Source organism: Achromobacter spanius (genome assembly GCF_002812705.1).
Lineage (GTDB): Bacteria > Pseudomonadota > Gammaproteobacteria > Burkholderiales > Burkholderiaceae_B > Achromobacter > Achromobacter spanius.
In genome coordinates this window covers 178,218-200,028 of the sequence record NZ_CP025030.1, presented here as the reverse complement: position 1 = coordinate 200,028, position 21,811 = coordinate 178,218, and the positions used below count along the sequence as shown (strand labels likewise).

Annotated in this window: 20 protein-coding genes; 16 read left to right on the top strand and 4 right to left on the bottom strand. The window is 63.9% G+C overall.

What is annotated here, in order from left to right; genetic code table 11:
- Window positions 1–199: 199 nt before the first annotated feature.
- The 3 genes from CVS48_RS01010 (at window position 200) to CVS48_RS01000 (ending at window position 6,260) form a co-directional block, all read left to right on the top strand.
- Window positions 200–1,741, top strand: a complete 1,542-nt coding sequence (locus CVS48_RS01010) for a lytic polysaccharide monooxygenase (RefSeq protein ID WP_100852866.1) — start codon at window positions 200–202, stop codon at window positions 1,739–1,741.
- Between the two features lie 272 nt (window positions 1,742–2,013).
- Window positions 2,014–3,501: a lytic polysaccharide monooxygenase gene (locus CVS48_RS01005; protein WP_100852865.1), complete on the top strand. Its 1,488-nt coding sequence runs from the start codon at window positions 2,014–2,016 to the stop codon at window positions 3,499–3,501.
- A 134-nt stretch (window positions 3,502–3,635) separates the two neighbouring features.
- On the top strand, window positions 3,636–6,260 hold the full coding sequence (locus CVS48_RS01000; RefSeq protein ID WP_100852864.1) for a S8 family peptidase: 2,625 nt from the start codon (window positions 3,636–3,638) through the stop codon (window positions 6,258–6,260).
- Between the two features lie 90 nt (window positions 6,261–6,350).
- Here CVS48_RS01000 and CVS48_RS00995 read toward each other — a convergent pair whose 3' ends face one another.
- Both CVS48_RS00995 and CVS48_RS00990 read right to left on the bottom strand, forming a co-directional pair.
- Window positions 6,351–7,061, bottom strand: a complete 711-nt coding sequence (locus CVS48_RS00995) for a hypothetical protein (RefSeq protein WP_100852863.1) — start codon at window positions 7,059–7,061, stop codon at window positions 6,351–6,353.
- Between the two features lie 613 nt (window positions 7,062–7,674).
- Entirely contained in the window at window positions 7,675–8,175 is a 501-nt protein-coding gene (locus CVS48_RS00990) for a DUF305 domain-containing protein (RefSeq protein WP_003098996.1), read from the bottom strand.
- A gap of 450 nt (window positions 8,176–8,625) precedes the next feature.
- Between CVS48_RS00990 and CVS48_RS00985 the strand changes: the two genes are divergently transcribed.
- The 11 genes from CVS48_RS00985 (at window position 8,626) to CVS48_RS00935 (ending at window position 18,936) form a co-directional block, all read left to right on the top strand.
- The gene (locus CVS48_RS00985) at window positions 8,626–9,372 is read left to right on the top strand and encodes a hypothetical protein (RefSeq protein ID WP_003098991.1); all 747 of its coding nucleotides are present in this window, start codon (window positions 8,626–8,628) and stop codon (window positions 9,370–9,372) included.
- 118 nt (window positions 9,373–9,490) lie between these two features.
- Entirely contained in the window at window positions 9,491–9,703 is a 213-nt protein-coding gene (locus CVS48_RS00980) for an AlpA family transcriptional regulator (protein ID WP_003090093.1), read from the top strand.
- A 42-nt stretch (window positions 9,704–9,745) separates the two neighbouring features.
- Window positions 9,746–10,621 carry a ParA family protein gene (locus tag CVS48_RS00975; protein ID WP_003098988.1) on the top strand — a complete coding sequence of 292 codons (876 nt, stop codon included), beginning with the start codon at window positions 9,746–9,748 and terminating at the stop codon, window positions 10,619–10,621.
- Window positions 10,605–10,874 carry a hypothetical protein gene (locus CVS48_RS00970; protein WP_003050422.1) on the top strand — a complete coding sequence of 90 codons (270 nt, stop codon included), beginning with the start codon at window positions 10,605–10,607 and terminating at the stop codon, window positions 10,872–10,874. Before CVS48_RS00975 ends, CVS48_RS00970 begins: the two co-directional genes overlap by 17 nt.
- The gene (locus tag CVS48_RS00965) at window positions 10,867–12,546 is read left to right on the top strand and encodes a ParB family protein (protein WP_004350508.1); all 1,680 of its coding nucleotides are present in this window, start codon (window positions 10,867–10,869) and stop codon (window positions 12,544–12,546) included. The genes CVS48_RS00970 and CVS48_RS00965 overlap by 8 nt, the downstream gene beginning before the upstream one ends.
- 14 nt (window positions 12,547–12,560) lie before the next feature.
- Window positions 12,561–13,121, top strand: coding sequence for a DUF2857 domain-containing protein (locus tag CVS48_RS00960; RefSeq protein WP_003090097.1), 561 nt, complete (start codon window positions 12,561–12,563; stop codon window positions 13,119–13,121).
- Between the two features lie 3 nt (window positions 13,122–13,124).
- Window positions 13,125–14,363 (top strand): STY4528 family pathogenicity island replication protein, encoded by a 1,239-nt coding sequence (locus CVS48_RS00955; RefSeq protein WP_003116837.1) that lies wholly within the window; start codon window positions 13,125–13,127, stop codon window positions 14,361–14,363.
- 429 nt (window positions 14,364–14,792) lie between these two features.
- Window positions 14,793–15,584, top strand: a complete 792-nt coding sequence (locus CVS48_RS00950) for a PFL_4669 family integrating conjugative element protein (RefSeq protein ID WP_003116836.1) — start codon at window positions 14,793–14,795, stop codon at window positions 15,582–15,584.
- Window positions 15,581–16,108 carry a DUF3158 family protein gene (locus CVS48_RS00945; protein WP_003098978.1) on the top strand — a complete coding sequence of 176 codons (528 nt, stop codon included), beginning with the start codon at window positions 15,581–15,583 and terminating at the stop codon, window positions 16,106–16,108. Before CVS48_RS00950 ends, CVS48_RS00945 begins: the two co-directional genes overlap by 4 nt.
- Before the next feature lie 73 nt (window positions 16,109–16,181).
- The gene (locus tag CVS48_RS00940) at window positions 16,182–16,622 is read left to right on the top strand and encodes a single-stranded DNA-binding protein (RefSeq protein ID WP_003098976.1); all 441 of its coding nucleotides are present in this window, start codon (window positions 16,182–16,184) and stop codon (window positions 16,620–16,622) included.
- Window positions 16,623–16,905: 283 nt separating this feature from the next.
- A complete protein-coding gene (locus CVS48_RS00935; protein ID WP_003116834.1) occupies window positions 16,906–18,936 on the top strand; it encodes a DNA topoisomerase III in 2,031 nt (676 codons plus the stop codon).
- 723 nt (window positions 18,937–19,659) lie between these two features.
- On the opposite strand, the gene CVS48_RS00930 is transcribed toward CVS48_RS00935, so the two are convergent.
- On the bottom strand, window positions 19,660–20,295 hold the full coding sequence (locus CVS48_RS00930; protein ID WP_003098972.1) for a cation efflux transmembrane domain-containing protein: 636 nt from the start codon (window positions 20,293–20,295) through the stop codon (window positions 19,660–19,662).
- A gap of 384 nt (window positions 20,296–20,679) precedes the next feature.
- Between CVS48_RS00930 and CVS48_RS29550 the strand changes: the two genes are divergently transcribed.
- Both CVS48_RS29550 and CVS48_RS29545 read left to right on the top strand, forming a co-directional pair.
- Window positions 20,680–20,916, top strand: a complete 237-nt coding sequence (locus CVS48_RS29550; RefSeq protein ID WP_003098970.1) for a sterol desaturase family protein — start codon at window positions 20,680–20,682, stop codon at window positions 20,914–20,916.
- 12 nt (window positions 20,917–20,928) lie between these two features.
- Window positions 20,929–21,303, top strand: coding sequence for a DUF3703 domain-containing protein (locus CVS48_RS29545; protein WP_011516992.1), 375 nt, complete (start codon window positions 20,929–20,931; stop codon window positions 21,301–21,303).
- A 67-nt stretch (window positions 21,304–21,370) separates the two neighbouring features.
- Here CVS48_RS29545 and cadR read toward each other — a convergent pair whose 3' ends face one another.
- Entirely contained in the window at window positions 21,371–21,769 is a 399-nt protein-coding gene (cadR, locus tag CVS48_RS00920) for a Cd(II)/Pb(II)-responsive transcriptional regulator (RefSeq protein WP_003098965.1), read from the bottom strand.
- Window positions 21,770–21,811: the final 42 nt, after the last annotated feature.

Below are 21,811 nucleotides of genomic sequence, written 5' to 3'. Positions count from 1 at the left end.
GCTTTTTTTTTCTCGTGCGCGCCGCAATCTGCTTTTCATCGCGTATTGCGGCAACGATGCAACACCTGCTTTTAATAGTGTGTTGAGAAAGGTTTTGCCGTTTTTGAGCGCCGGGAATAATGGCTTCGCTTTCACGAGAACCGTGCGATTTCCGGTTCACGGGGATGCGAAAAACAATCCATTAAACGAAGGATATTTGATGACTAAAACCACTTTGCGCGGTACCGCCGCCAAGCTTGCCTTGCCGGTCGCGGCGCTGACGCAGGCTGTGCTGATGGCGATGGCGCCCACCACGGTTTCGGCTCACGGCTCCGTGATCGATCCCCCCAGCCGTGAATACGGTTGCAACACGCACGACACGCCGTGGAACAACCCCAAGCATTCGGGTTGCGGCAAGATCGCCAACCTGGCGGGAAGCTGGCAGTCCAACGCCATCCTTGGCGTCAAGAGCAACCACAAAGACCACATCCGCGACGGCCTGCTTTGCGCCGGCGGCAAGGAAAGCTGGAAGGAACTGGACGGCAACTACGAGTGGCCCACCACGGTCATCACGCCGGACGCCAACGGCAAGGCTCAGTTCAAGTACATGCAGACCGCTGCCCACGTCAGCACGTACTTCAAGACCTACATCAGCAAGGACAGCTACGATCCCAAGCGCGGCCTGCGTTGGGACGATCTGGAACTGATCGGCGACACCGGCTTCCTGCCGCGTCCGGCCAACAACTCGATCACCCCGCTGGACGTCAAGATCCCCGCCCACTTCACCGGCAAGCGCGTGATCTACAGCGTGTGGCAACGTGACCCCAGCGACAACGCTGAAGGTTTCTACGCTTGCTCGAACGTTGAAGTGATGCCTGCCAACGTGCAATGGCAAGCCAGCGGCGTGCTGCAAGGCGGCCAAGTGGAAGCCGGTTCGAAGATGACCCTGCGCGTGTTCGACCTGAGCCGCTCGGGCGACCTGGAAAGCCATTCGATCATCGTCAAGGCCGGTGAAGAAAAGGCTGCTCAGTGGATGTACGCACTGGCCAAGGAAGTGAACAACAAGTCGTCCGTCATCAAGGTCGGCAAGATGCAGGCCAACGGCCAAGTCCTGCCGCAGCAAAGCGACTCCGACAACCAGGTCTATGGCCTGAACAAGAAGGTGGGCTTCGCGATTGACCAGAAGGCTGCCGAGCCGGTGGATCCGCCGCCCGTCGTCATCAACGCACCCACGGCGCAACTGACTGGCCCGGCAACGGCCAATGCTGGCGAGCGCGTTTCGCTGTCGGCCAAGGGTTCGAACAACGGTGGCGGCACCTTGAAGTTCCAGTGGACCGCTCCGGCTGGCATCACCGCTTCGGCGCTGAACCAGGCCGACCTGAGCTTCACCGCTCCGGCCCTGACGCAAGACAAGTCCTACTCGTTCACCGTCAAGGTCACGAACGAAAAGGGTTCGTCGAGCAAGACGCATTCCGTGCTGGTCAAGAAGCAAGCCCAAACCGGCGGCGGCACTGACGGTGGCAACACCGGCGGCACCGGCGGCGACAACGGTGGCAACGATGGCGGCAACGGCGGCCAGACCGGCCAGTACCCGGCCTACAAGGAAGGCACCACGTACGCAGCCGGCGACAAGGTCACCAACGGTGGCAAGGTCTACGAGTGCAAGATCTGGCCCGTGACCGCATGGTGCAGCGCCTCGCCGTTGCACTACGCACCCGGCAAGGGCCTGGCTTGGCAGCAAGCTTGGGACCTGGTGAAGTAATTCCCTTCACTGTTCTCAGTCTGAACTGAAACTGCTTGAAAATCCGCAGTAAATAACGCGGAAAAAATGAAGTTCCTGGTCCCTCGTGCGAAAGCGCGGGGGATTTTTTTTGCCGCCAGATTATTTTCTTGATGAGTGTGGGGAAAGTGCTTTAAGGAATCGTTTATCAACTTTGATTATCAATGAGCTTCCGGCCGAGAATGAATTCACCTTGTCCTGCGTGCTGCATGGAAGGTGATTTATTCAACCTCACTCTGAAGTGTTTATAAAAAATGGCGAAATTCAAATTAACTCTGGTGGGCGGCCTGGTACTGGCGGTCGTATCCGGTTCGGTCCTGGCTCACGGCACCATGTCGCATCCAAAGGCGCGCATCCTGCATTGCTACGCGGGCAGTCAGAGCGAAGGTTGCGCCGCATTCAAGGCGCAGGGCGGCAGCGTGTACGACTGGCGTGAAGTCTGGCAAAAGCCGGGCGGCGAAAAGACTGTTGCCACCACGCCGGGCGATCGCCTGTGCGACGGCGGCACCAAGGCATCGCATCGTGGCCTGAACGCGCTGGCCCAATGGCCCATCACCACGCTCAAGCCGGACGCCAATGGCAATGTCACCCTGAAGTGGAACCACACCGTGGCCCACCGCACGAAGTCGCTGCAATTCTTCATTACGAAGATGCCGTACGACTCGACCAAGCCGCTGCAATTTTCCGACTTTGAAAAGTTCTGCGAACAGCGCGACTTCACGCCGGCCGCTGCGGGCGAAGGCCGTGAACAGGAATACAGCTGCACGCTGCCCGCGGGCAAGACGGGCCGCCACCTGATCATGAGCGTCTGGAACACCAATCACGTGGGCGATGGCGTCACCTCGGGCGAGTCCTATCGCGCTTGCGGCGACGTGAACATCGAAGGCGTCAGCAACGTCATCAAGCCGTCGGATATCGGCGCGCTGTACTCGATTGGCGAAACCAAGGTGGGTGAAACGCTGGTCTGGCGTCTGGCCGACCCCAAGCGCAACGGCGAATACCTGGAACAACTGCGCGTGCCGCTGGACGAGAACGCCGTGCAAGGCGAGCGCTGGACGCAAGTGCTGGGCAATGCCGTCAACGGCTCGTCCAAGCGCGTGCGTGTCGGCCAACTGGGCGCCGATGGCAAGACCGTGACGCCGATCGTGGGCGTGGACAAGTCGCACGTCTATTCGATGGACGGCAACAAGTACCACTTCGTGGTCACCAAGGAAGCGGCGGATATCAAGCCGGATCCCGTGGTCATCCCGCCGGCGTCGAGCATCACCGGCCCGGTCAATGTGCAAGCGGGCCAGAAGGTGACGTTGTCGGGCTCGGCCTCGACGGGTACCGATCTGAAGTTCTCGTGGACCGTGCCGGCCGGCATCAGCGCCGCGGTGAAGGATCAGCCCACGCTGAGCTTCGTGGCGCCGGCGCTGACGAAGGACCAGCAGTACTCGTTCACGCTGACGACCCGCAACGACAAGGGCACGTCGGATGCCTCGCACGTGGTGACGGTGAAGGGCAAGCCGGTCGTTGATGAAGGCGGCAATGGTGGCACCGGCGGTAACGGTGGCACCGGCGATACGCCGCCCGCCTACAAGGCCGGCACCGCCTACAAGGCGCATGAGCGCGTGACGAACCTGGGCAAGGTCTACGAGTGCAAGCCGTGGCCCTACACCAACTGGTGCGGCCAGTCGCCGTTCCACTACGAGCCCGGCAAGGGCGGCTACTGGACCCAGGCCTGGAACCTGATCAAGTAAGTCGTCGTTATTGAGGCGGGCCAAGGCGGTAGACGTCTTGGCCCGCGCTGGACGCCAGCCCCCTCTCAGTGATGGGAGGTGGGCTTTCTTTTTGTGTTGTTGGATCCGCCGTCAAGGCGGATCACTGAATAGCCATGAAAAACAAAATACAGTTATCGATGCTCGCGCTGATGCTCGGCACGGCATTCACGGCCCCGGGGCATGCGGCGTCAGCCGGTGAACCCAGGCCCATCTACGTTCGGCTGAAGGCGGAAGCGCCCAATCCGGTCCAGCGTGTTGCGCCGACGCCCGAAGTGGCCAGCGCAATGGACGCGCTGACTCGCCTGGCCAATGGCATGGAGCCCTTGGTGCCGCTGTCGCCCATGATGCGCAACCACGAGGATATCGCCGCGCTGGAGCGCCATAACCTCACGCGCTACTACAAGATTTCGGCCGAGATGATGCGCGGCCGCGACGCGGAGCTGCTGGTCAAGCAGTTGCTGGAAAATCCGCTGGTGGAAAGCGCGCAGATCGAACCCGTGCCGATGTCGATGGGCGAAGGCCTGGAGGCCGATCCCGTCATGGCGGTCACGCGCACCGGGCCGGGCACGCCCGACTACACCAAGTGCGACGGCGCGCTTGCGCCCACGTGCCAAAACTACATGCAGGGCCCCAAGCCCGGCTATTGGGTGCTGGGCGGCATCAATGCCTTCGAGGCGCAGCGCCAGACCGGCCACTATGGTGCCAACGTGCGGTTGATCTCGAACGAGATCAGTCACTGGGACTTCGACCACGTAGACCTGCCCAAGCCCTTCCTGCATCACGGCCAGTATGTGGAAAAGCCTGATTCGCACGACACGATGTCGGCCGGCATCATGTTCGGGCAGGACAACGGCTATGGCGTGACCGGCATCGTGCCGCAAGCGCAGGCCGGCTACACCAAGTACAGCGTCAGCGGCATGATCGACCTGCGCAACGTGCTTCAGGCTGGCGACGTGGTGCAGATTGGCGTGCACTACAAGTTCAGCAATGGCTGCGGGCCGACCACGGCCTGCTGGCTGCCCGTCGAGCATGTTGACGCGGTCTACGACGCCATTTCGTATCTGACGAAGGAGAAGGGCGTGCACGTGGTCTTGGCGGCGGCCAATGGCTCGGCCAACCTGGACGATCCGTATTTCCGTGGCCGCTATGACCGCACCAAGCGCGATTCGGGCGCCATCTATGTGGGCGCGGCTGATCCGATCCTGGGCAGGACCGCGTGGTTCTCGGAATACGGTAGCCGCGTGGACGTGTTCAGTTGGGGTGGGCGCGTCACCACCACGGACTGGAAGGAGGGTCAGCACAACCTGTACACGACCAGCTATAACGGTACGTCGTCCGCCAACCCCATCATCGCGGGTAGCGTGGCGTGGCTGCAGAGCCTGGCGCGTGAGCGCGGTCTGGGCAATATTCCCCCCAAGGTCATGCGTCAGATTCTGGTGGACAGCGGCAACCCCGTGCCCTTCGTCGAACCGGCTCGCCCCATCGGCGTGCAACCCGATCTGGTTCGCGCGGCGGAACTGCTGGGTGGCGCCAGCATCGGCGGCCAGGCACCGCAAGCGCACGTCTCTGGTTCCGCGCAAGCGAATGCGGGTGACAAGGTGATGCTGTCGGCCGCTGACTCGACCGGCAAGGAGCTGAGCTATGCGTGGAGCAGTCAGCCCGCGCTGAAGTTTGTCGAACAAGGCGTCAATGCCAGCTTCATCGCGCCGGATAACGCGAAGGACGTTGCCTACCGCATTACGCTGAAAGTGACCGACTCGCAAGGGCGCAGCGCCACTACGCACCACGGCGTGCTGGTCAAGGCAAAGGCGGCCGGTGTGTGTGCCAGTGTGCCGGCCTGGGATGCGCGCAAGGTCTACAACGTGCCGAACGAGGCGGTGTCATACAACGGCAAGGTGTATCACCAGAACTACTGGAACGTGGATGCCGCGCCGGACAAGAACTCGGCACAGTACGGCAAGCCGTGGAAAATGCCCGAAGCCTGCGACCTGGAGCCGGCACCCGTGCCGCTTCCGGTTGCGCGTATCAGCGGCCCGACCGAAGTCAAGGCGTCGCAAGCGGCCACGTTGTCAGCCACTGGTTCCACGGGCCAGGGGCTGAAGTATGTGTGGACGAGCATGGATGGCATCGCTTTGCAAGGCAATGGCGCAACCGTCACGTTCTATGGCCCGCCGCTGGGCGAGGACCGTAACCTGACGTTCAAGCTTGCCGTGACCGACGATCGGGGCCGTACCGCAACCGCCAGCCACGTGGTCAAGGTCAAGGCCAAGGAGGTGGTGCCCGAAGTGATTGCGCCGCAAGCCAAGCTGAGCGGCCCTGCCACGGTCAAGAGCGGCGAGCGCGTCGTCTTGTCGGGCAAGGCGTCCACCGGTACGGACCTGCGCTACCGCTGGACCGTGCCCGCGGGCATTTCCGCCGGTGCGTTGGACCAGGCGGACATCAGTTTCGTCGCACCGTCCACCGCGAAGGACACGCCTTACCGCTTTACGTTGACGGTCAGCAACTCGCGCGGCGAAGTCCAGGCCAGCCATACCGTGACGGTGTTGGCGAAGCCTGCCGTGGGTGGATATCCGCAGTACAAGGCGGGCACGATCTACAAAGCGGGCGACAAGGTCGTGAACGTGGGCAAGACGTTTGAATGCAAGATTTTCCCGTACAGCGGCTGGTGCAGCCAGTCGCCGTCGCACTATGCACCCGGTACGGGTTCGCATTGGCGCGATGCGTGGATTCAGCGTTAAGCGTTAAGCGTCGCGCGATGGCTGCGTGATGCGGTGCCCCCGCCGGTTTTCCGGTGGGGGCTTTTTTTTGGCGAGTCGCTCTCTTGGGCTTCAGGCGTACATGTCCGCCACCACGCGATAGGTGTGTGCTTGCCCCTGCTTGTCGACCTGGCACAGCATGACGTCGTGCTGCGGACCCGCCAGCGTGGCGACGCTGGCCAGCTCGGCCGGCAGGCCGCTCAGGTCAAAGCCGATGGCCGCGTCGGGGCCGGCTGCGCGGCGGATACCGGCCAGCAGATGGTGCAGGCGGGCGTGATGCTGATGCATGTCTTGCACGTCTGGCAACGAATGGCCTTGCAGGAGGACCCCGGCGGCGGCGCATGGCGCTTCAAGCGCGGCCAGCTCGTCGGCGTGCCGATACAGGGCATGGAATGTGCGTGGCTGGCAGCAACCGCGGGCGGCGCAAAAAGAAGACAGCGCGCGGCCGCCCGATGCCAGCCCGATCAGTTGCGAGGGTGGGGCGGGTGCGGCGCTTAGCCGATACCGCGGCCGCCGCTTCAGGTGGTGCACCGCCATCGCCGACGAGGCGATCGTCAAAGATAAACCCGCCAGCAACGGAACCAGCCAGATCAACAGGCTGGGGTGGTCCGTGAACGGATGCTGATACTTTTCAACGGTGGTGGGGTAGAAATAGCGCAGCAAAGGCTTGAACATCAGCCCTTCGTTGAGCGCATCGGTAACCCAGCTGATCAGCACGATGGAACTGACGGTGTAGCAGGCGGTTTTCAAGCGGTGTAGCAACACCGCGGGGGTCAATGTCATGGCCAAGCCTCCGGGGCGCGGCGGACGCGACGACGCGGCGTCCGCGATGCAACCCAAGAGCAAAACATCCGGATCAGCGAGAAGCAATCAGAGCAATCTGGTATTGGCAGCGGAAATGGAAAAAGGGCCGGACAACTAGTGTCGGGCCCTTCTTAGGTGACTGCAGTGATCAAGAACACGGGTTGCTTGAACGCTGCAAATCTGAATTTGGAGCGGGAAACGAGTCATGCACTAGAGCGCTAAGTCTCTGTTTCCCAATCACTTTCTCCACTGTGGTGATCAGCGAAGAACTCAATTATAGCCTTGTTTTTCGCCCTCGGCAACAAAGTTCATCCAACCACTTCCACCAGCGTCCAAGGATGATCCATCCACCCGTCGTTACGCCTGATGCGTCCAGCTGCTGAGCGGGTTCGCTATCGAACTCCAACTTGCGACGATCATGACTTGCGCTCGCTCCGCAGGCAGCGCGGGGTGGTGTCGCGTGGACTACCTGGCACCTGGACGGCTGTAGGACACAACCGCCGGCATCGGAACACCGCAAGTACTCATCTTTACATCGCTGCGGCTAACTTCGCCGGAGCGCAACGCGGCGCCAGTGTAGTGGCAGCCAGCCTCAACGAAGGCGTGCAGCAATCCGGTTCATCTGCTCGATCTCCGCGCGCTGGCCATCGGAAATCGCTTGGCATAGGTTGACGAGTTCCGGATCTGAGAGCTGCGCCTCGCGGCACATGAGGATCGCTCCCGAATGGTGCGGGACCATAGACGCGATGAACTGTCGATCGCCGATTCCGGTTTGAGCACGGGTAGCGGCAAAAGAACCGAGTGTGAGAACGGCAAACAAGCCGTACAGCACGAGATTGAGCCGCCGGTTTGGAAACATGCCGGGCATTGTCGCTAGCATGAAGATGCCCATTGGCGCCCACATAGTGACCGCCATGTAGAGCATGTTGAGATTGTTTCTGAAGTCCCTGGCGCCGTCGATCATGCTGAACATTACGAAGTACATGACGACGAGGCCCAACACCATGTTCACCCAGAACTTGGCGTATGGTCGGCCGTGCTTACCCATCTGACCGGATGTGTGATGTTGATGTTCATGGGAATGTTCAGCCATCTCCGTCTCCTATGTGCTGGGGCAACCTGGCAGGGTCACTGGTACTGCGGCAGATACTTTGTCGATATATCAGCATGTGGAGCGATGCATCACTAACCGCTGATTTCCAGTCCCCAACTGGACGTAGGGGCGTCGAACGCTTCAACTCGCTGGTCTTGAACCGTCTGGATATCAGACCATACCAAATCGGTCTTGATGGGCTTTGCGCCACCTATGACGCTGGTACCGTGAGCGCCAATATCGAGCTTGCGTCCTCATCGCTCGATGGGCCGGCAACTGATCGATTCTTGCATATCAAGCAAGACAAGGCCACCTGCGGCGGACGCCAATGGCCTCCTCCGCCTTCGCTTAGGGCATCGCCTCAAGCGTCCGTCGCAGGCCATAACGACACAACAGCCCTTGGGCAAGAAAGGAGCCGGTGATGTAGCGCACCCGAAAGGAGACGAAGACATGCACAAGGACATTTCAACATCAAAGGTGTTCTATCGTCCCATCGAGGCGGCCATCCGATGGGCTGGGTTGCTGCGGTATCTCCCGATGATCCTGGCCACGATCGCGTCACCGCGTGTCCTGCCTCGGTCGCTGAACTGCCCTCGATGGAATGAGTGCCGGCTGCACTCGGAACGTATCTATGACGGCATCCTCAACGGAGAGCTGCCCTACGGCAAGAACGGGATCACGCTCAATGATCCGAACCTGCTCAATTCTCTGGATCTGACTGTTCGCCATGTCGATCTAAAACGCTGGATGCGCACCCACTATCCCGAGCACCGGCCAGGATTTCTGTTCAGCCGTGGCGAACGCATGGCGCATCCTTTCATCACCATGGAAACAGGACAGGCGATCCTCGTGGAGCGGCTGGCCCTTCAGGCCGCGCTTGAACAAGCCCGACGTGAGATGCGAGAACTGCAGGAGCAGCACGACACGCTACTCAAGCAATCCTCGGTGCTGTTGGCATCCAAGCAATGCGAGATCAGCGAACGGGCGGAAACGACCTATCTCAACATCATTGGAGGGATGTTGACGCTGATGCTGAGCCAGTCGCCTTCAGGCGTGCCCTATTCCAGCTTCAAAACGCAGGAGGCCCTTGTCTCTGCATTGGTCGCCCACTACGGCGGCACCATGGGCATCACTGAGCGCACCTTAAACGGAAAGTTCGCCAACGCTAAGAGGTACGTTCGTAGCGCAAGCGCATGAGGTTATCCAGCTTGTATGTGCAATCGCGGAGATTGCATTTGCAATGTCTTTCCGCAGCCAGGTCTATTGAATAGAGGTCACGCCAACAAACGCCACCGAGCGTTCAGGAGTGACCGCCATGTCGCAGACCCCTGTACTCCCGCCGAACGAGCGCCGCATCCTGCGGCTCGATGAAGTCGAAGCGAAGTCCGGCTTCAAACGCGCCCACATCTACAACCTGATGAAGAAGCGCCAGTTCCCTCAGGCGCTGCGCCTGGGCGTGCGCGCTGTCGGCTGGGATTCGATCGAAATCGACCAGTGGATCGCCGAGCGCCTCAACCACCGGACCTGACCCGCTCTCCCGCGGACTTCCCATTCCCAGCCGGAGAGCGCCATGCAGGTCGTGTCCATCATTTCAACGAAGGGCGGCGTCGGCAAGACCACGACGGCCGCCAACCTGGGCGGGCTCGCCGCGGACGCGGGCCTGCGCGTGCTGCTGCTCGATCTCGACGTGCAGCCCACCTTGTCCTCCTACTACGAACTGACCCAGCGCGCGCCGGGCGGCATCTATGAGCTGTTGGCCTTCAACGAGCGCGACCTTGGCCAGCTCGTGTCCCGCACGATCATCGCGGGCCTGGACCTGGTGCTGTCCGACGACCACCGGGGCGAGCTGAACACGTTGTTGCTGCATGCGCCGGATGGCCGCCTGCGGTTGCGGCATCTGCTGCCAGCACTTGCTCCCCTCTACGACCTGGTGCTGATCGACACCCAGGGCGCGCGTTCCGTGCTGCTGGAGATGGCGGTGCTCGCCTCCGATCTCGCGCTGTCGCCCGTCACGCCGGAGATCCTCGCGGCACGCGAGCTGCGGCGCGGCACCATGCAGTTGCTCGAAGACATTGCGCCGTACCGGCACCTGGGCATCGAACCGCCGCCGCTGCACTTGCTCATCAACCGCGTCCACCCGGTGTCCGCCAACGCACGGCTGATCCAGCAGGCCTTGCGCGACCTGTTCCAGGACAGCGCCGGCATCCGCGTGCTCGCCACCGACGTGCCGGCCATAGAAGCGTATCCACGTGCCGCAACGCGCGGCCTGCCGGTGCATCGGGTCGAGCACCGCCAGCCGCCCGGCAGAGTCGCCCCTGCCGCGCTCGACACGATGCGCGCGCTCGCCAGCGAGTTGTTCCCGCAATGGCAGGACCGACTGGCTCAAGTATCCGGCCGCCCGCAGCGACCTCTTGATCCTGGGAGGCCCCATGGCGAACGCACATGAGCTGGCCCGCGGCCACAAGCGGCTGCGCGCCCTGATCGAGTTCGCGGTCGGTGAGGGCTGGCACGTCAAGCGCACGCCGGGCGGGCACCTCAAGTTCACCAAGGCCGGCTGCGCGGCGATCTACACGAGTTCGACAGCGAGTGACCACCGGGCCGAATTGAACGCCCGTGCGCAGATCCGCCGCGCCGAGCGAGAGGCCCGCATGGCGCCGGCCGGCGGTCGTGGGGACTGCGAGGGGTGCGGCCATGGCTGACATGACCTCGCAGGACATGGCAGGCAAGCTGCTCGCGGCCGGCTTCGAGCGCAGCGGCCCAGCGGCTACGGCCTTGAGCGACCCGATCGCGGACACGCCCATGGTCGTGACGCTGGACCAGTTGCGGCCCTACGACCATGACCCGCGCATGAAGCGCAACCCGGCTTACGAGGAAATCAAGGCATCCATCCGCGAGCGCGGCCTGGACGCGGCGCCGGCCATCACGCGCAGGCCCGGCGAGGACCACTACATCATCCGCAACGGCGGCAACACGCGACTGGCGATCCTGCGCGAACTCTGGTCGGAGACCAAGGAAGAACGCTTCTTCCGCATATCGTGCCTGTTCCGACCATGGCCGGAGCGCGGTGAAATCGTCGCGCTGACCGGGCATCTTGCCGAGAACGAACTGCGCGGCGGCCTCACGTTCATCGAGCGCGCGCTCGGCGTCGAGAAAGCACGGGAGTTCTACGAGCAGGAGAGCGGCGCCGCCCTGAGCCAGTCGGAACTGGCCCGCCGCCTGGCGGCCGATGGCTTCCCCGTCCAGCGGTCGCACATCACCCGCATGGCCGACGCGGTGCGCTACCTGCTGCCCGCCATTCCCACTGTGCTCTATGGCGGCCTGGGGCGCCACCAGGTCGAGCGGCTGTCGGTCATGCGCACGGCCTGCAAACGCACCTGGGAGCACTACGCCAAGGACCGTTCGCTGCCGCTGGACTTCGACAGTTTCTTTCAGGAGGTGCTGGCGCAGTTCGACACGCAGGGCGACGAGTTCGCGCCGCAGCGCGTGCAAGACGAGCTGATCGGCCAGATGTCCGAGCTGCTGGGCATCGGCTACGACGTGCTGGCGCTGGACCTGACCGAATCGGAAAGCCGCCACCGGGCGCTGGTCAGTGACCCGACGCCACCTGCGGCGCAGCCGGCGTTGCCTTCGCCCACCGCCGGCACGCCGACTCCGCCGGGCGCAGCATCGTCCATCGCCACGCCTGCAGCGGCGGCCGGTCCTCCACCCGCCAGCCCTCCGGCGTCCGAGCCCACCTTGCGCCACGACGACACGGCGGTTGGCGAAGCGGCCACGGGAAGCCAGCCGGCCGCACCGGGCGATCTGCTTCGCGAGCACATCGTCTCGCCAGCACCGACGACAGAACGGCTCCAATCGATCCAGCGCATGGTCGCCGACCAGTTGGGCGATGCGCTGCCGCCCGACTTCTCGGCGAGCGTGCTGCAGTCCATCCCGGTGCAAGCCGGCGGACTCTATCCGATCTCCGACGTCTGGTACATCGACGCCGGCCTGGACACGCCCGATCGGCTGCGCATCCACATCGCGCAGTTCGCGCGCGAGATCGCCGGGGAGGCAGGCCTGGACGAGTGCATCGAGGATCGCGCCGATGGCATCGGGTTTGCGTGCCGCGCCCGCGGCCAAGCCCCGTCGCCGCTCGGCCGCGCGGTGCTGACGCTGCTCACTTCCCTGACGGGTCAGCCCGTCGCCGAAGCGGGCCTGGACGGCGCGCAGCTCGCCGCCGACCTGCCGACCCTGTTGCACGGCCAGAGCCAAGGCCATGGCAGCGGCGCAAGGCGCTTGAGCGACACGGCGTTGGTCAAGCTCTTTCGGCTGCTGCGCCTCGCCCGGCGTCTGCTGGACCTGGAAGCCGGCACCACGGCGCCCGGGACGTGAGCGAGGGAGGCCGCATGTCCACATCGCATCCGCTCAACCAGGCCGTGATTGCCCAGGCGCTGTATGACCTTCGCAACGGCCAACTGCGCCGCTGCAAGGCCATGGGCTTCGGCGAGGCCGAGCTGGATGCGCTCAAGCACCCCGCGCTGATCAGCGTGCTGGCCAACGCCAGCGTCTCGTGGTGCTCGGTCACGGTCAACCGCGAAGTGCTGCAGCGCCTGCTCAACCAGGCACAGGACGTGGAGAAGGAAATCGCCACGGTCGATCGCATGCTGCGGCTGGGGGCCAGCACGGAGATGGTCAGCCGCTTCTATGGCCTGACCCATCAGGAAGTCGCCCTGCGGCGGGAGATCCTCGGCCTGCCCAAGCGCAAGGGGCGCCACCCCGTCCTGGACGAGACCCAGGACACCGAACTGTGGCGGCAATGGAAAGCCGTGACCAGCAGCAGGAACGTCGATCTGGAGGACGAGACCTCGATTCTCGATGCGGCCATGGACCTGGCCGAGGGCATGTCGCTGCCGCTCTCGGTGGTCTGGGCCGCGATCAGGAACTGGGTCGATCAGGGATTGGGCTAGGCCATGGCCGTGGACGACACCGCCCCACGAGCCCAGCGCCCTGGCCCCATCGCACTCGCCGACCTGTTCGACGCTGCGCTGAAGGACCTCGCGCCCAAGTCCAGCTCTGGCGCTCCCGCGTCCCTGCCTGCTCCAACGCCCACGCCTCCTACGTCCGGCGACGCCTTCCTGTTCAGTGGCAATCGGCACGAGAGCGTGCCGCGGCGGCTGTTCCTCGACCGCCGCCTGACACCGCTGGAGCGCAACGCCTGGCAGGTGTTCCGATTGATGCTCAACGACGATGGCGTCACGGCATTTCCCACCTATGAGCAGTTGCGCCCCTGGCTGGCGTCGATGCCCTGCGCAGGCCAGGCCTCCCATGAGACCGTGGCGCGGGCGCTGACGCTGCTGCGCCTGACGCGCTGGCTGAGCCTCGTGCGACGACGGCGCGACCCCAAGACCGGTCGCATCCTCGGCAACCTCTACGTCCTGCACGACGAACCGCTGACGCCGTTCGAGGCGATGCAACTCGACGCCGACTACCTGGCCCTGGTCAGCCAGTCGCTGGGGCATTCGGCCAAGGCCGTCCAGGTGGTGGGACTCAACACCCTCCAGGAGATCGCGGACGACCCGATGCTGTCCGGACGCACCTTGCCGTCGCGGCTGCAAGTGCTCGCCGAGCGCCTGGCCGACCAGGGCATCACCGCCTCCGAAAGTTATCCACAGGAGGATGCGGTCCACGATTCCGAAGAAGGGCCCGCGAGCCTTCTTCGGAATGGCGATCGCCCATCTTCGGAATCCGAAGCAGGGCCGAAACCCGCGCCAGACGGCGCTCTTCGGAATTCGAAGCAGGACCGTACAGTACGTAGTAGTCGTATTGATGAAGTACGTACTACCGCGCAGGCGCGTGCGCTGGGCGACCTGCAATGGCCCAAGCGCTTCGCGGAACTGAAGGCGGAACAGCAGGCCGGAGCCAAGATGGCGTTGCAGCAGGTGGACGCTGCCCTGCGGCAGGCCGTGCTGGACGAATGGGCCGCACGGTGCGGCAAGCATGGCATCCGCAACCCCGCCGGTTATCTGTTCGGCATCATCCAGCGCGCCATGCGCGGCGAGTTCAATGCCTGGGCCAAGCAGACCGGCCCGGCACCGCCAACACCATCGGCGGCGCGAGCGCCACCAACCGAGCCGCCGCGCAACGTCGTGCCGCCCGAGGTGGCCCGGCAGCACATCGAGCGCCTGCGCGATCTGCTGCGCAAATCCTGAGCACAGGGCTTGTCAAAGCCGTGAAGTAGATCTCCATGGCGGTCGGCAGAAACGGTCCCCTGGGGACGGCTGTGCGGTGAAGCGCCGGGCGACGGCGCGACATGCTGCGCAAAACCTGAGTAGAGCGCATGCAAGACCATGAAGCAGACCTCCATGGCGCTCAACGGAACGGTCCCCTGGGGACGGCTGCGCGGCGAAGGATCGTGTCGAACGGCAGCGCGACGTGCGGTGCAGCACGCATACCGTCAACAACCGAGGACGGGAACGCCGATGTGAGTGCCCATCTGCGGAGCGGTCCCCAGGGGACCGTTGCGCGCTGCGCCGCCAGCGCGCACAGAACCGGGGGTCGGCTCATTTCGGTTTGTTGACTGACTGCCTTCCGCTGCATGCGGATGCTGGCGGCTCCCTGTCCACCAGCGAGCGATCACCATGGCAACCAGCAACGAACCATTGCAACTCAACCTCGGCTCCCTGCGCAGCGCGATGTCGCTGACGCTGCACACCCACCACGCCTCGCGCATCTGGCATGGCCGCGCCGCCGCCGAGGGGCGACCCGGCATCGTCGGCCTGAACGGCTACATCGCCGTGATGAACAAGATGAAGCGCGGCTCGGAGCAGGACGACCCGTACAGCGACTGGTGGATGTTGCGCATCGAGGAAAAGCTCGACCAGACCAGGACCACGTTGCAATCGCTGCGCGAGCAGGTTGACCAGGCACTGGCCGGCGTGCCTGCGGCGTTGAGCCTGGGTGAGAACCTCAACGTGCAGCCGGTGAAGCTCCCCTTGTTCGTGAACGCGCAGCTCGGCTTTGCCGCCGTCTATCTGCTGGCCGACTACGACGACATCGCCCGCAAGCTGATCCTCGCCCACCACACCGCGCTGATCGATCGCTCGACGTTGGAGCGCTGGCTCAACGAAGGTGCCCACGCGCTGCGCAGCCTGTTCAGCCTGGCCCAGCAATACCGCTACTCGGGCTGCACCCGCGACGACTTCGCGGCCAAGAACGCCGCAGCTCGGGCAGCATTGGAGAAGTTCGGCGAACTGCCGCAGGACGTGCTCGAAGGCATGCGCCGCTCGAAGTTTGCGCCGCCCGTCGTGCGCCGTGGTCTGCAACAGCGTGGTGATAGCGCTGCCGCAGCCGCATCTCCCACCGACGAAGGCGCTGCCGCCGATTCGGCCGAGGCCAAGTCCACAGCCGCCGGCGAGGACGAACCGGCATGAGCGACCCGAACCGCGAACCGCGCTACTTCCGTCGTCTGGAACAGCCAGCCTTCATGCGGCTGGAACACGCGGCCTCTCTAAAAGGCCTTTTAAAGCCTTTTAAAGGTAAAGGGGACTTCGAGGCCTGGGCCAGCCAGTGCTTCGCCATGCGCGACGAGTTGATTGCCCTGGCGCAGCGACAGGTGCTGCCACAGGCGTGCGGGCATCCCTTCCACCTGCTTCCCGTCGAGCTGGCCCAGCAGACCACTGGCGCAGGCACGACCTTTCTTCGCTGGCGCAAGCACGATCGATCGGCCATGGGCGTGGCGTTGTGGCAGGAGCTGATGGCGAGCCCCAGCACGCCGGTCAACCTGCTGCACGACCTGCACGAGATCGAACTGCAGCGCGTCATGCTGAACATGCAGATCAGCCTGCTGCACACCCTGGGCAGGCAAGCACAGGAATGCGCCAGCAAGGCCGCGCAGGCGGACAACACCTACCTGCGCCGGCTCGCGTCCGTTCCTGCCGCAGTGCGCGATCGGTGATTGCGCCTGCCATCCGAGCACGCGCCCGAGCCCAACGAGGCACGGGTATTTCAACCACCACGGAGATTCCAACATGAGCACACAATTCATCGGCGAGGGCAACATCGGATCGCCTCCCGAGTACCGCGAATTCCCCAATGGCAACGACGATCCTCGCCGGTTGCTCCGGCTGAACGTGTACTTCGACAACCCCGTCCCCACCAAGGGCGGCGAGTTCGAGGACCGCGGCGGCTTCTGGGCGCCGGTGGAACTCTGGCACCACGACGCCGACCGCTGGCAGCAGCTCTACCAGAAGGGCATGCGGGTGCTGGTCGTCGGCCGCATGGAGCGCGACCCCTGGACGGACAACGAAGATCAGCCGCGTGAGACTTGGCAGGTCAACGCGCGCAGTGTCGGCATCCTGCCGTACCGCATCGAGTCTGTGGCCCTCAGCCCGAAGCCACAGGAGGCAGAGCCGAAGCCCCAGGCCACCCAGGAATCGACGGCGCCGAAAGAGACCAAGCGCAGGAAGTGATCGGGCATGGAGGGCGGCTGCCGCAGTGCTTCGCCGCCCTCCATGCGCTGCGAATTATCCCCAGGGGATAGCTCCACCAACGTCCACCGAGTTCCACGCGCGCTCCCGGAAATCGCGGCTCTCGGCCCGCACACTTCCGGCCACGCACCTTCCCCGCACTCGCCATTTCATCGGCGTGAAAGCGGTCGCTGCCGCATGCGGCTTGTTTGCTGCTGCCAGGGGCTGCGCTCGGCATCCTCGATCCCAGCAACTCCATGAACAACAGGAATCGGGATGGACGGATATGCGGCTGTTCTTGTGCGAGAAGCCCTCCCAGGGCAAAGACATTGGCCGGATTCTCGGCGCCACGCAGCGCGGTGAAGGCTGCCTCAACGGTTCCGGCGTCACGGTCACCTGGTGCATCGGCCATCTCGTGGAGGCGGCGCCGCCCGAGGCCTACGACGAGCAGCTCAAACGATGGTCCGTTGAGCAGTTGCCCATCATTCCCCAGCACTGGCGGGTCGAGGTCAAACCGAAGACCGCCACGCAATTCAAGGTCGTCAAGGCGCTCTTGGCGAAGGCGACTCACCTGGTTATCGCCACCGATGCCGACCGCGAGGGCGAATTGATCGCCCGCGAGATCGTGGAGCTTTGCGGCTACCGCGGCCCCATCGAACGCCTGTGGCTGTCGGCGCTCAACGATGCGTCCATTCGGGCGGCACTGGGCAAGCTGCGGCCTTCGGCCGAGACGCTTTCGATGTACCACTCGGCGCTGGCGCGCTCCCGTGCGGATTGGCTCGTGGGCATGAACCTGAGCCGGCTGTTCACGGTGCTGGGGCGACAGGCGGGTTACGACGGCGTGCTGTCGGTCGGCCGCGTACAGACCCCGACGCTCAAGCTCGTTGTGGACCGCGACCGCGAGATCGCGCGCTTCGTGTCCGTACCATACTGGGCCATCGCCGTGTCCCTGTTCGCAGGCGGTTCGACTTTCGCCGCGCAATGGGTTCCACCCGATGCGTGCACCGACGACGCAGGCCGCTGCCTGCGGCAGCCGGTCGCACAGCAGACCATGCAGCAGATCCGCGCTGCGGGCAGTGCCCACGTCGTGTCGGTGGAGACTGAGCGTGTCCGCGAAGGCCCGCCGCTGCCGTTCGACCTGGGCACCTTGCAGGAAGTGTGTTCCAAGCAGCTTGGGCTGGACGTGCAGGAAACCTTGGAGATTGCCCAAGCCCTGTACGAGACGCACAAGGCCACGACGTACCCCCGCTCGGACTCCGGCTACCTGCCCGAGAGCATGTTTGCCGAAGTGCCCACCGTTCTCGACAGCCTGCTCAAGACCGATCCCTCGCTGCGCTCGATCATGGGCCAGCTCGACCGCTCGCAGCGCTCGCGCGCCTGGAACGATGGCAAGGTCACGGCGCACCACGGCATCATCCCGACGCTCGAACCGGCGAAGCTCTCCGCCATGAGCGAGAAGGAACTGGCCGTGTACAGGCTCATCCGGTCGCATTACTTGGCGCAGTTCCTCCCTCACCACGAGTTCGACCGCACTGTGGCCAAGTTTTCGTGCGGGGGGCAGAACCTGGCGGCCACGGGCAAGCAGGTTGTCATCCCGGGTTGGCGCCAGGTGCTCGCCGAGCCGCAGGCCGAAGACGGTGATGGCGAGGGCGATACTGCGGTCCGCGCCCAGGTGCTGCCCGCGCTGCCGAAACTGTATGAGGGCCTGGCATGCCAGGTGGCCGACGTCGATCTCAAGGCACTCAAGACGCTGCCGCCCAAACCGTACACGCAAGGCGAGTTGGTCAAGTCCATGAAAGGCGTCGCCAAGCTGGTGTCCGATCCCCGCCTGAAGCAGAAGCTCAAGGATACGGTTGGCATCGGCACCGAAGCGACGCGGGCCAACATCATCGGCGGCCTGATCGCTCGCGGCTACCTCGTGAAGAAGGGGCGCGCCATCCGCGCCTCGGATGCGGCTTTCACTTTGATCGATGCCGTGCCTGCGGCGATTGCCGACCCTGGCACCACCGCCGTCTGGGAACAGGCGCTCGACATGATCGAGGCCGGACAGCTCACCCTGGACGTGTTCATCGGCAAGCAGGCCGCGTGGATTTCGCAGTTGATTGCGCAGTACGGCAGCGCCTCCCTGTCCATCAAGGTTCCCCAAGGGCCGGCATGCCCGCAGTGCGGCGCACCCACGCGCCAGCGCAGCGGCAAGAGCGGCCCGTTCTGGTCGTGCAGCCGCTACCCGGACTGCAAAGGCACGCTGCCAGTCGAATCCGGCAGCTCCAAGCGCGGCGCCTCGCGCCCGCGCCGTAGCGGCCGCAAAGGCTCCTGACCGCCCCCGTTCCCCGTGAGCCGTGCCCGCCTTCGGCGGCGTGGCCCCTGTCCCGCACTCCGCCGCATGCCCTGCGGGACGCCCAGCGCGCAACGCCTTCTTGATCCGTGTGCGCGTCCCGCCCAGCCGTCCCCGGCCGCGGGACCTGAAGGTAGCTTCTCTGCGAGCCGCACCACGCGCGTTCTGTTGATCTGCGTTTCTTCCGCCCTCTGCGAAGGGTCTCCCGGTGGCTTGCCAGGCTGCACGAGCCACCGGGAGACCCTTCGTGGTCAGCGGTAATCGGTGCCGGTGCCCGCCGGTGCAAAAACGGGCTCCCTTTGTGCGCGGATGTGCGCCAGACGATGCCGGCCCCAGCCACGACATGGGCCGGGTGTGATTGCTTGATGAGCAGACGGTTCTAGCGACGACCGGGCCTGCCAATCAGCCCACGGGTGGTTCCTCTTTTCTCCCGAGCCGAAGGCCGTTGGGCCTTCGGCGCCATTCTCCTGCCCATCAACGTCCCGGCCCGGCCATTGGCCTGGGCCACACGAACAGGAGAGACGACATGCACCCTCAACCTTGCGCACCGCTGCTGTACGGCAGACGGAGGTCGAGAACGGCATGCCCGCCTATCGCGCGGCCATCGCCAATGGTACGCTCGGCTGCAGCCGAGGCCGTAGCCCAAAGGCTGGACTACCTCTTTTGCAGAGGTAAACCTCGGGATGAACTGGGCGAAAACATGCCTTATGTGCCCGCCTTACGGCGAGCTGTTTCCGATGCTTCGCGCAGGATTTCCCGCCCCCCATTCGCTGCGATTGCGGCCACGATGACGCCCAGCACCAGATCCGGGATGTTCGACCCGAACCCCATCACCAGCACCCCGGACAGCACAATCGCACCATTGACGATGGAGTCGTTGCTGGTAAAGATCGCTGACGCCTTGAAGTTCACATCTTCCCCGCGATGGCGGCGCAGTAGTCTGAGGCACACTAGGTTCAAAGCCGCGTTCAGCGCGGCCATGGCCATCATGGCTGGGCCGACAGGCTCTTCCCCTCCAGCGAAGCGGCGTAGGACTTCCAACAGCAGCAGCGCGGCCAGGCCGATTAGCAAGAAACCCGACAAGCGGGCCGCGCCCACCTTGACCGTTGCCGCACGACCGACGGCATACAGGCTAACCGCATAGACCGACGCATCGGCGAGGTTGTCCAACCCGGCGCCCATCAGCGCCGTAGAGCCAGCCCAGATGCCAAGGGCAATGCCGGCGGCGGACTGCGTCAGGTTGATCAGCAACACAGTCAGAAGAATCTTTCGGTCCTTCGCATCGCTCGCATCTAGGCGGCCCAACTCGTCGTTTTCGTGATTTCTGTGGTTTTCAGCCATGCATTGTTCCTTCCAAATCGATGGATGCTGAAGCCTGTAGCGGCTGGAGAGTCAAGGCGCAGATGCAACGAACTTGCCACAGGGTCTTCCCGGACGCCCTTGACTCTACCGTAGCTAGAAGGTTTTCCAATCCAGTCAGAGCTTTAGGACAGAACAGATGAGCACCAATGCGCCCCCTTCATTGCGACTGTCATCCGGTATGGCTGCTATCCACTGATCCGTGGCGCCACTGCGGTTGTGCTCTTCGGCGAGCTCGCGACCGGCCGGCCGTCTTTTCCGACGGAGCTACTCACAGTGATCGTCGCGCTCGCTTGTGCCGCCTTGCTAGAGGGCGGGCGGCCTTTCCACTCCCCGTTGAGCCAGTAGCGGCGTTCCAAGCTGTGGTTGGCCGTCGGCGCATGGCTCGGCTTCTTGGTCGTGCATCTGGCCTTCCAGCACTCCAATCTGGGATACCGGGTCGGGCCGTTGGGATTGTTGATCGGGGTGGCTGAAGCCCATCGCTGGCATCACAAGCGTGAGCACGAAGACGCCCAAGTCAACTACGGCGATTTCTGGATGCCCGGGGGCCACTTGTTCAGCGCTTTCCGGTCGCAAAAGCACACGCTGGGCGCCAAAGAGTGACACTCAAGAAAGATGGACTTTCCAATGGACTACGGCCCGCAGCTTGTCTATCCCTTCCGGAGCCGGCCAGCAGCGGCAAACGCTTGCGCTGCTGGCTATACGATCTTGCCCACGTCGCATTCTTGCGCGAGTCGGGCCTTGCGGCTTCTTGCGAAGCGATCGCGAGTTGCGTGGCGTGCCCATGAGTCGGGCCGCGTCGTGGCGCACTGCTACCTTGGCCTGCACCTGCACCTGCGCAGCCACGCCGCGATGCTCGGTCTGGCCTGGAGAACCCGTAAGGTGGCGGAGATTGCGGCGCGCAGGTCGTCCGGCTCGCGCTGGCTCCTGTGGGCCACGCCCTCGGTCGCACGCCGTCTCAAAACGTCAGAATCGCGCGCTTTCGCATGATGGAGCGCGGCACGTGGCTCTCAGAACTGGACCCGATCACTTCCAGCACCGATGACACGCTCGAGCTTCAGGCGGGCTCGGCCAAGCTGTTGAGAATGCCGCACTCGCGCGAGGTTCGGGCGCTATCGCAGGAGCGTCGCAGATCCATTAACTCGCGCTCCAAGGCGCGCAATTCCTTCATCTTGGTCCGCACTTGCGCGATATGAGCGTCGACCAGCGCGTTCACCTCGCCGCAGCCCAACTCTGGCCGATCCCGTAAGTTCAGCAGTTGACGGATCTCATCCAGCGTCATGTCCTTCGCCCGGCAGCGGCGGATGAACAGCAAGCGCTGCAAATGGACTTCGTCATAGAGCCTGAAGTTGCCCTCGCTACGTGCAGGCTCGGGCAGCAAGCCTTCTGACTCGTAAAAGCGCACGGTCTGCACCAAGCAATCTGCCTTCTTGCCCAGTTCACCGATCCGCATCATGGTTGCTTCCTATAAAAAACTTGACTCTATATCTACTAGAGG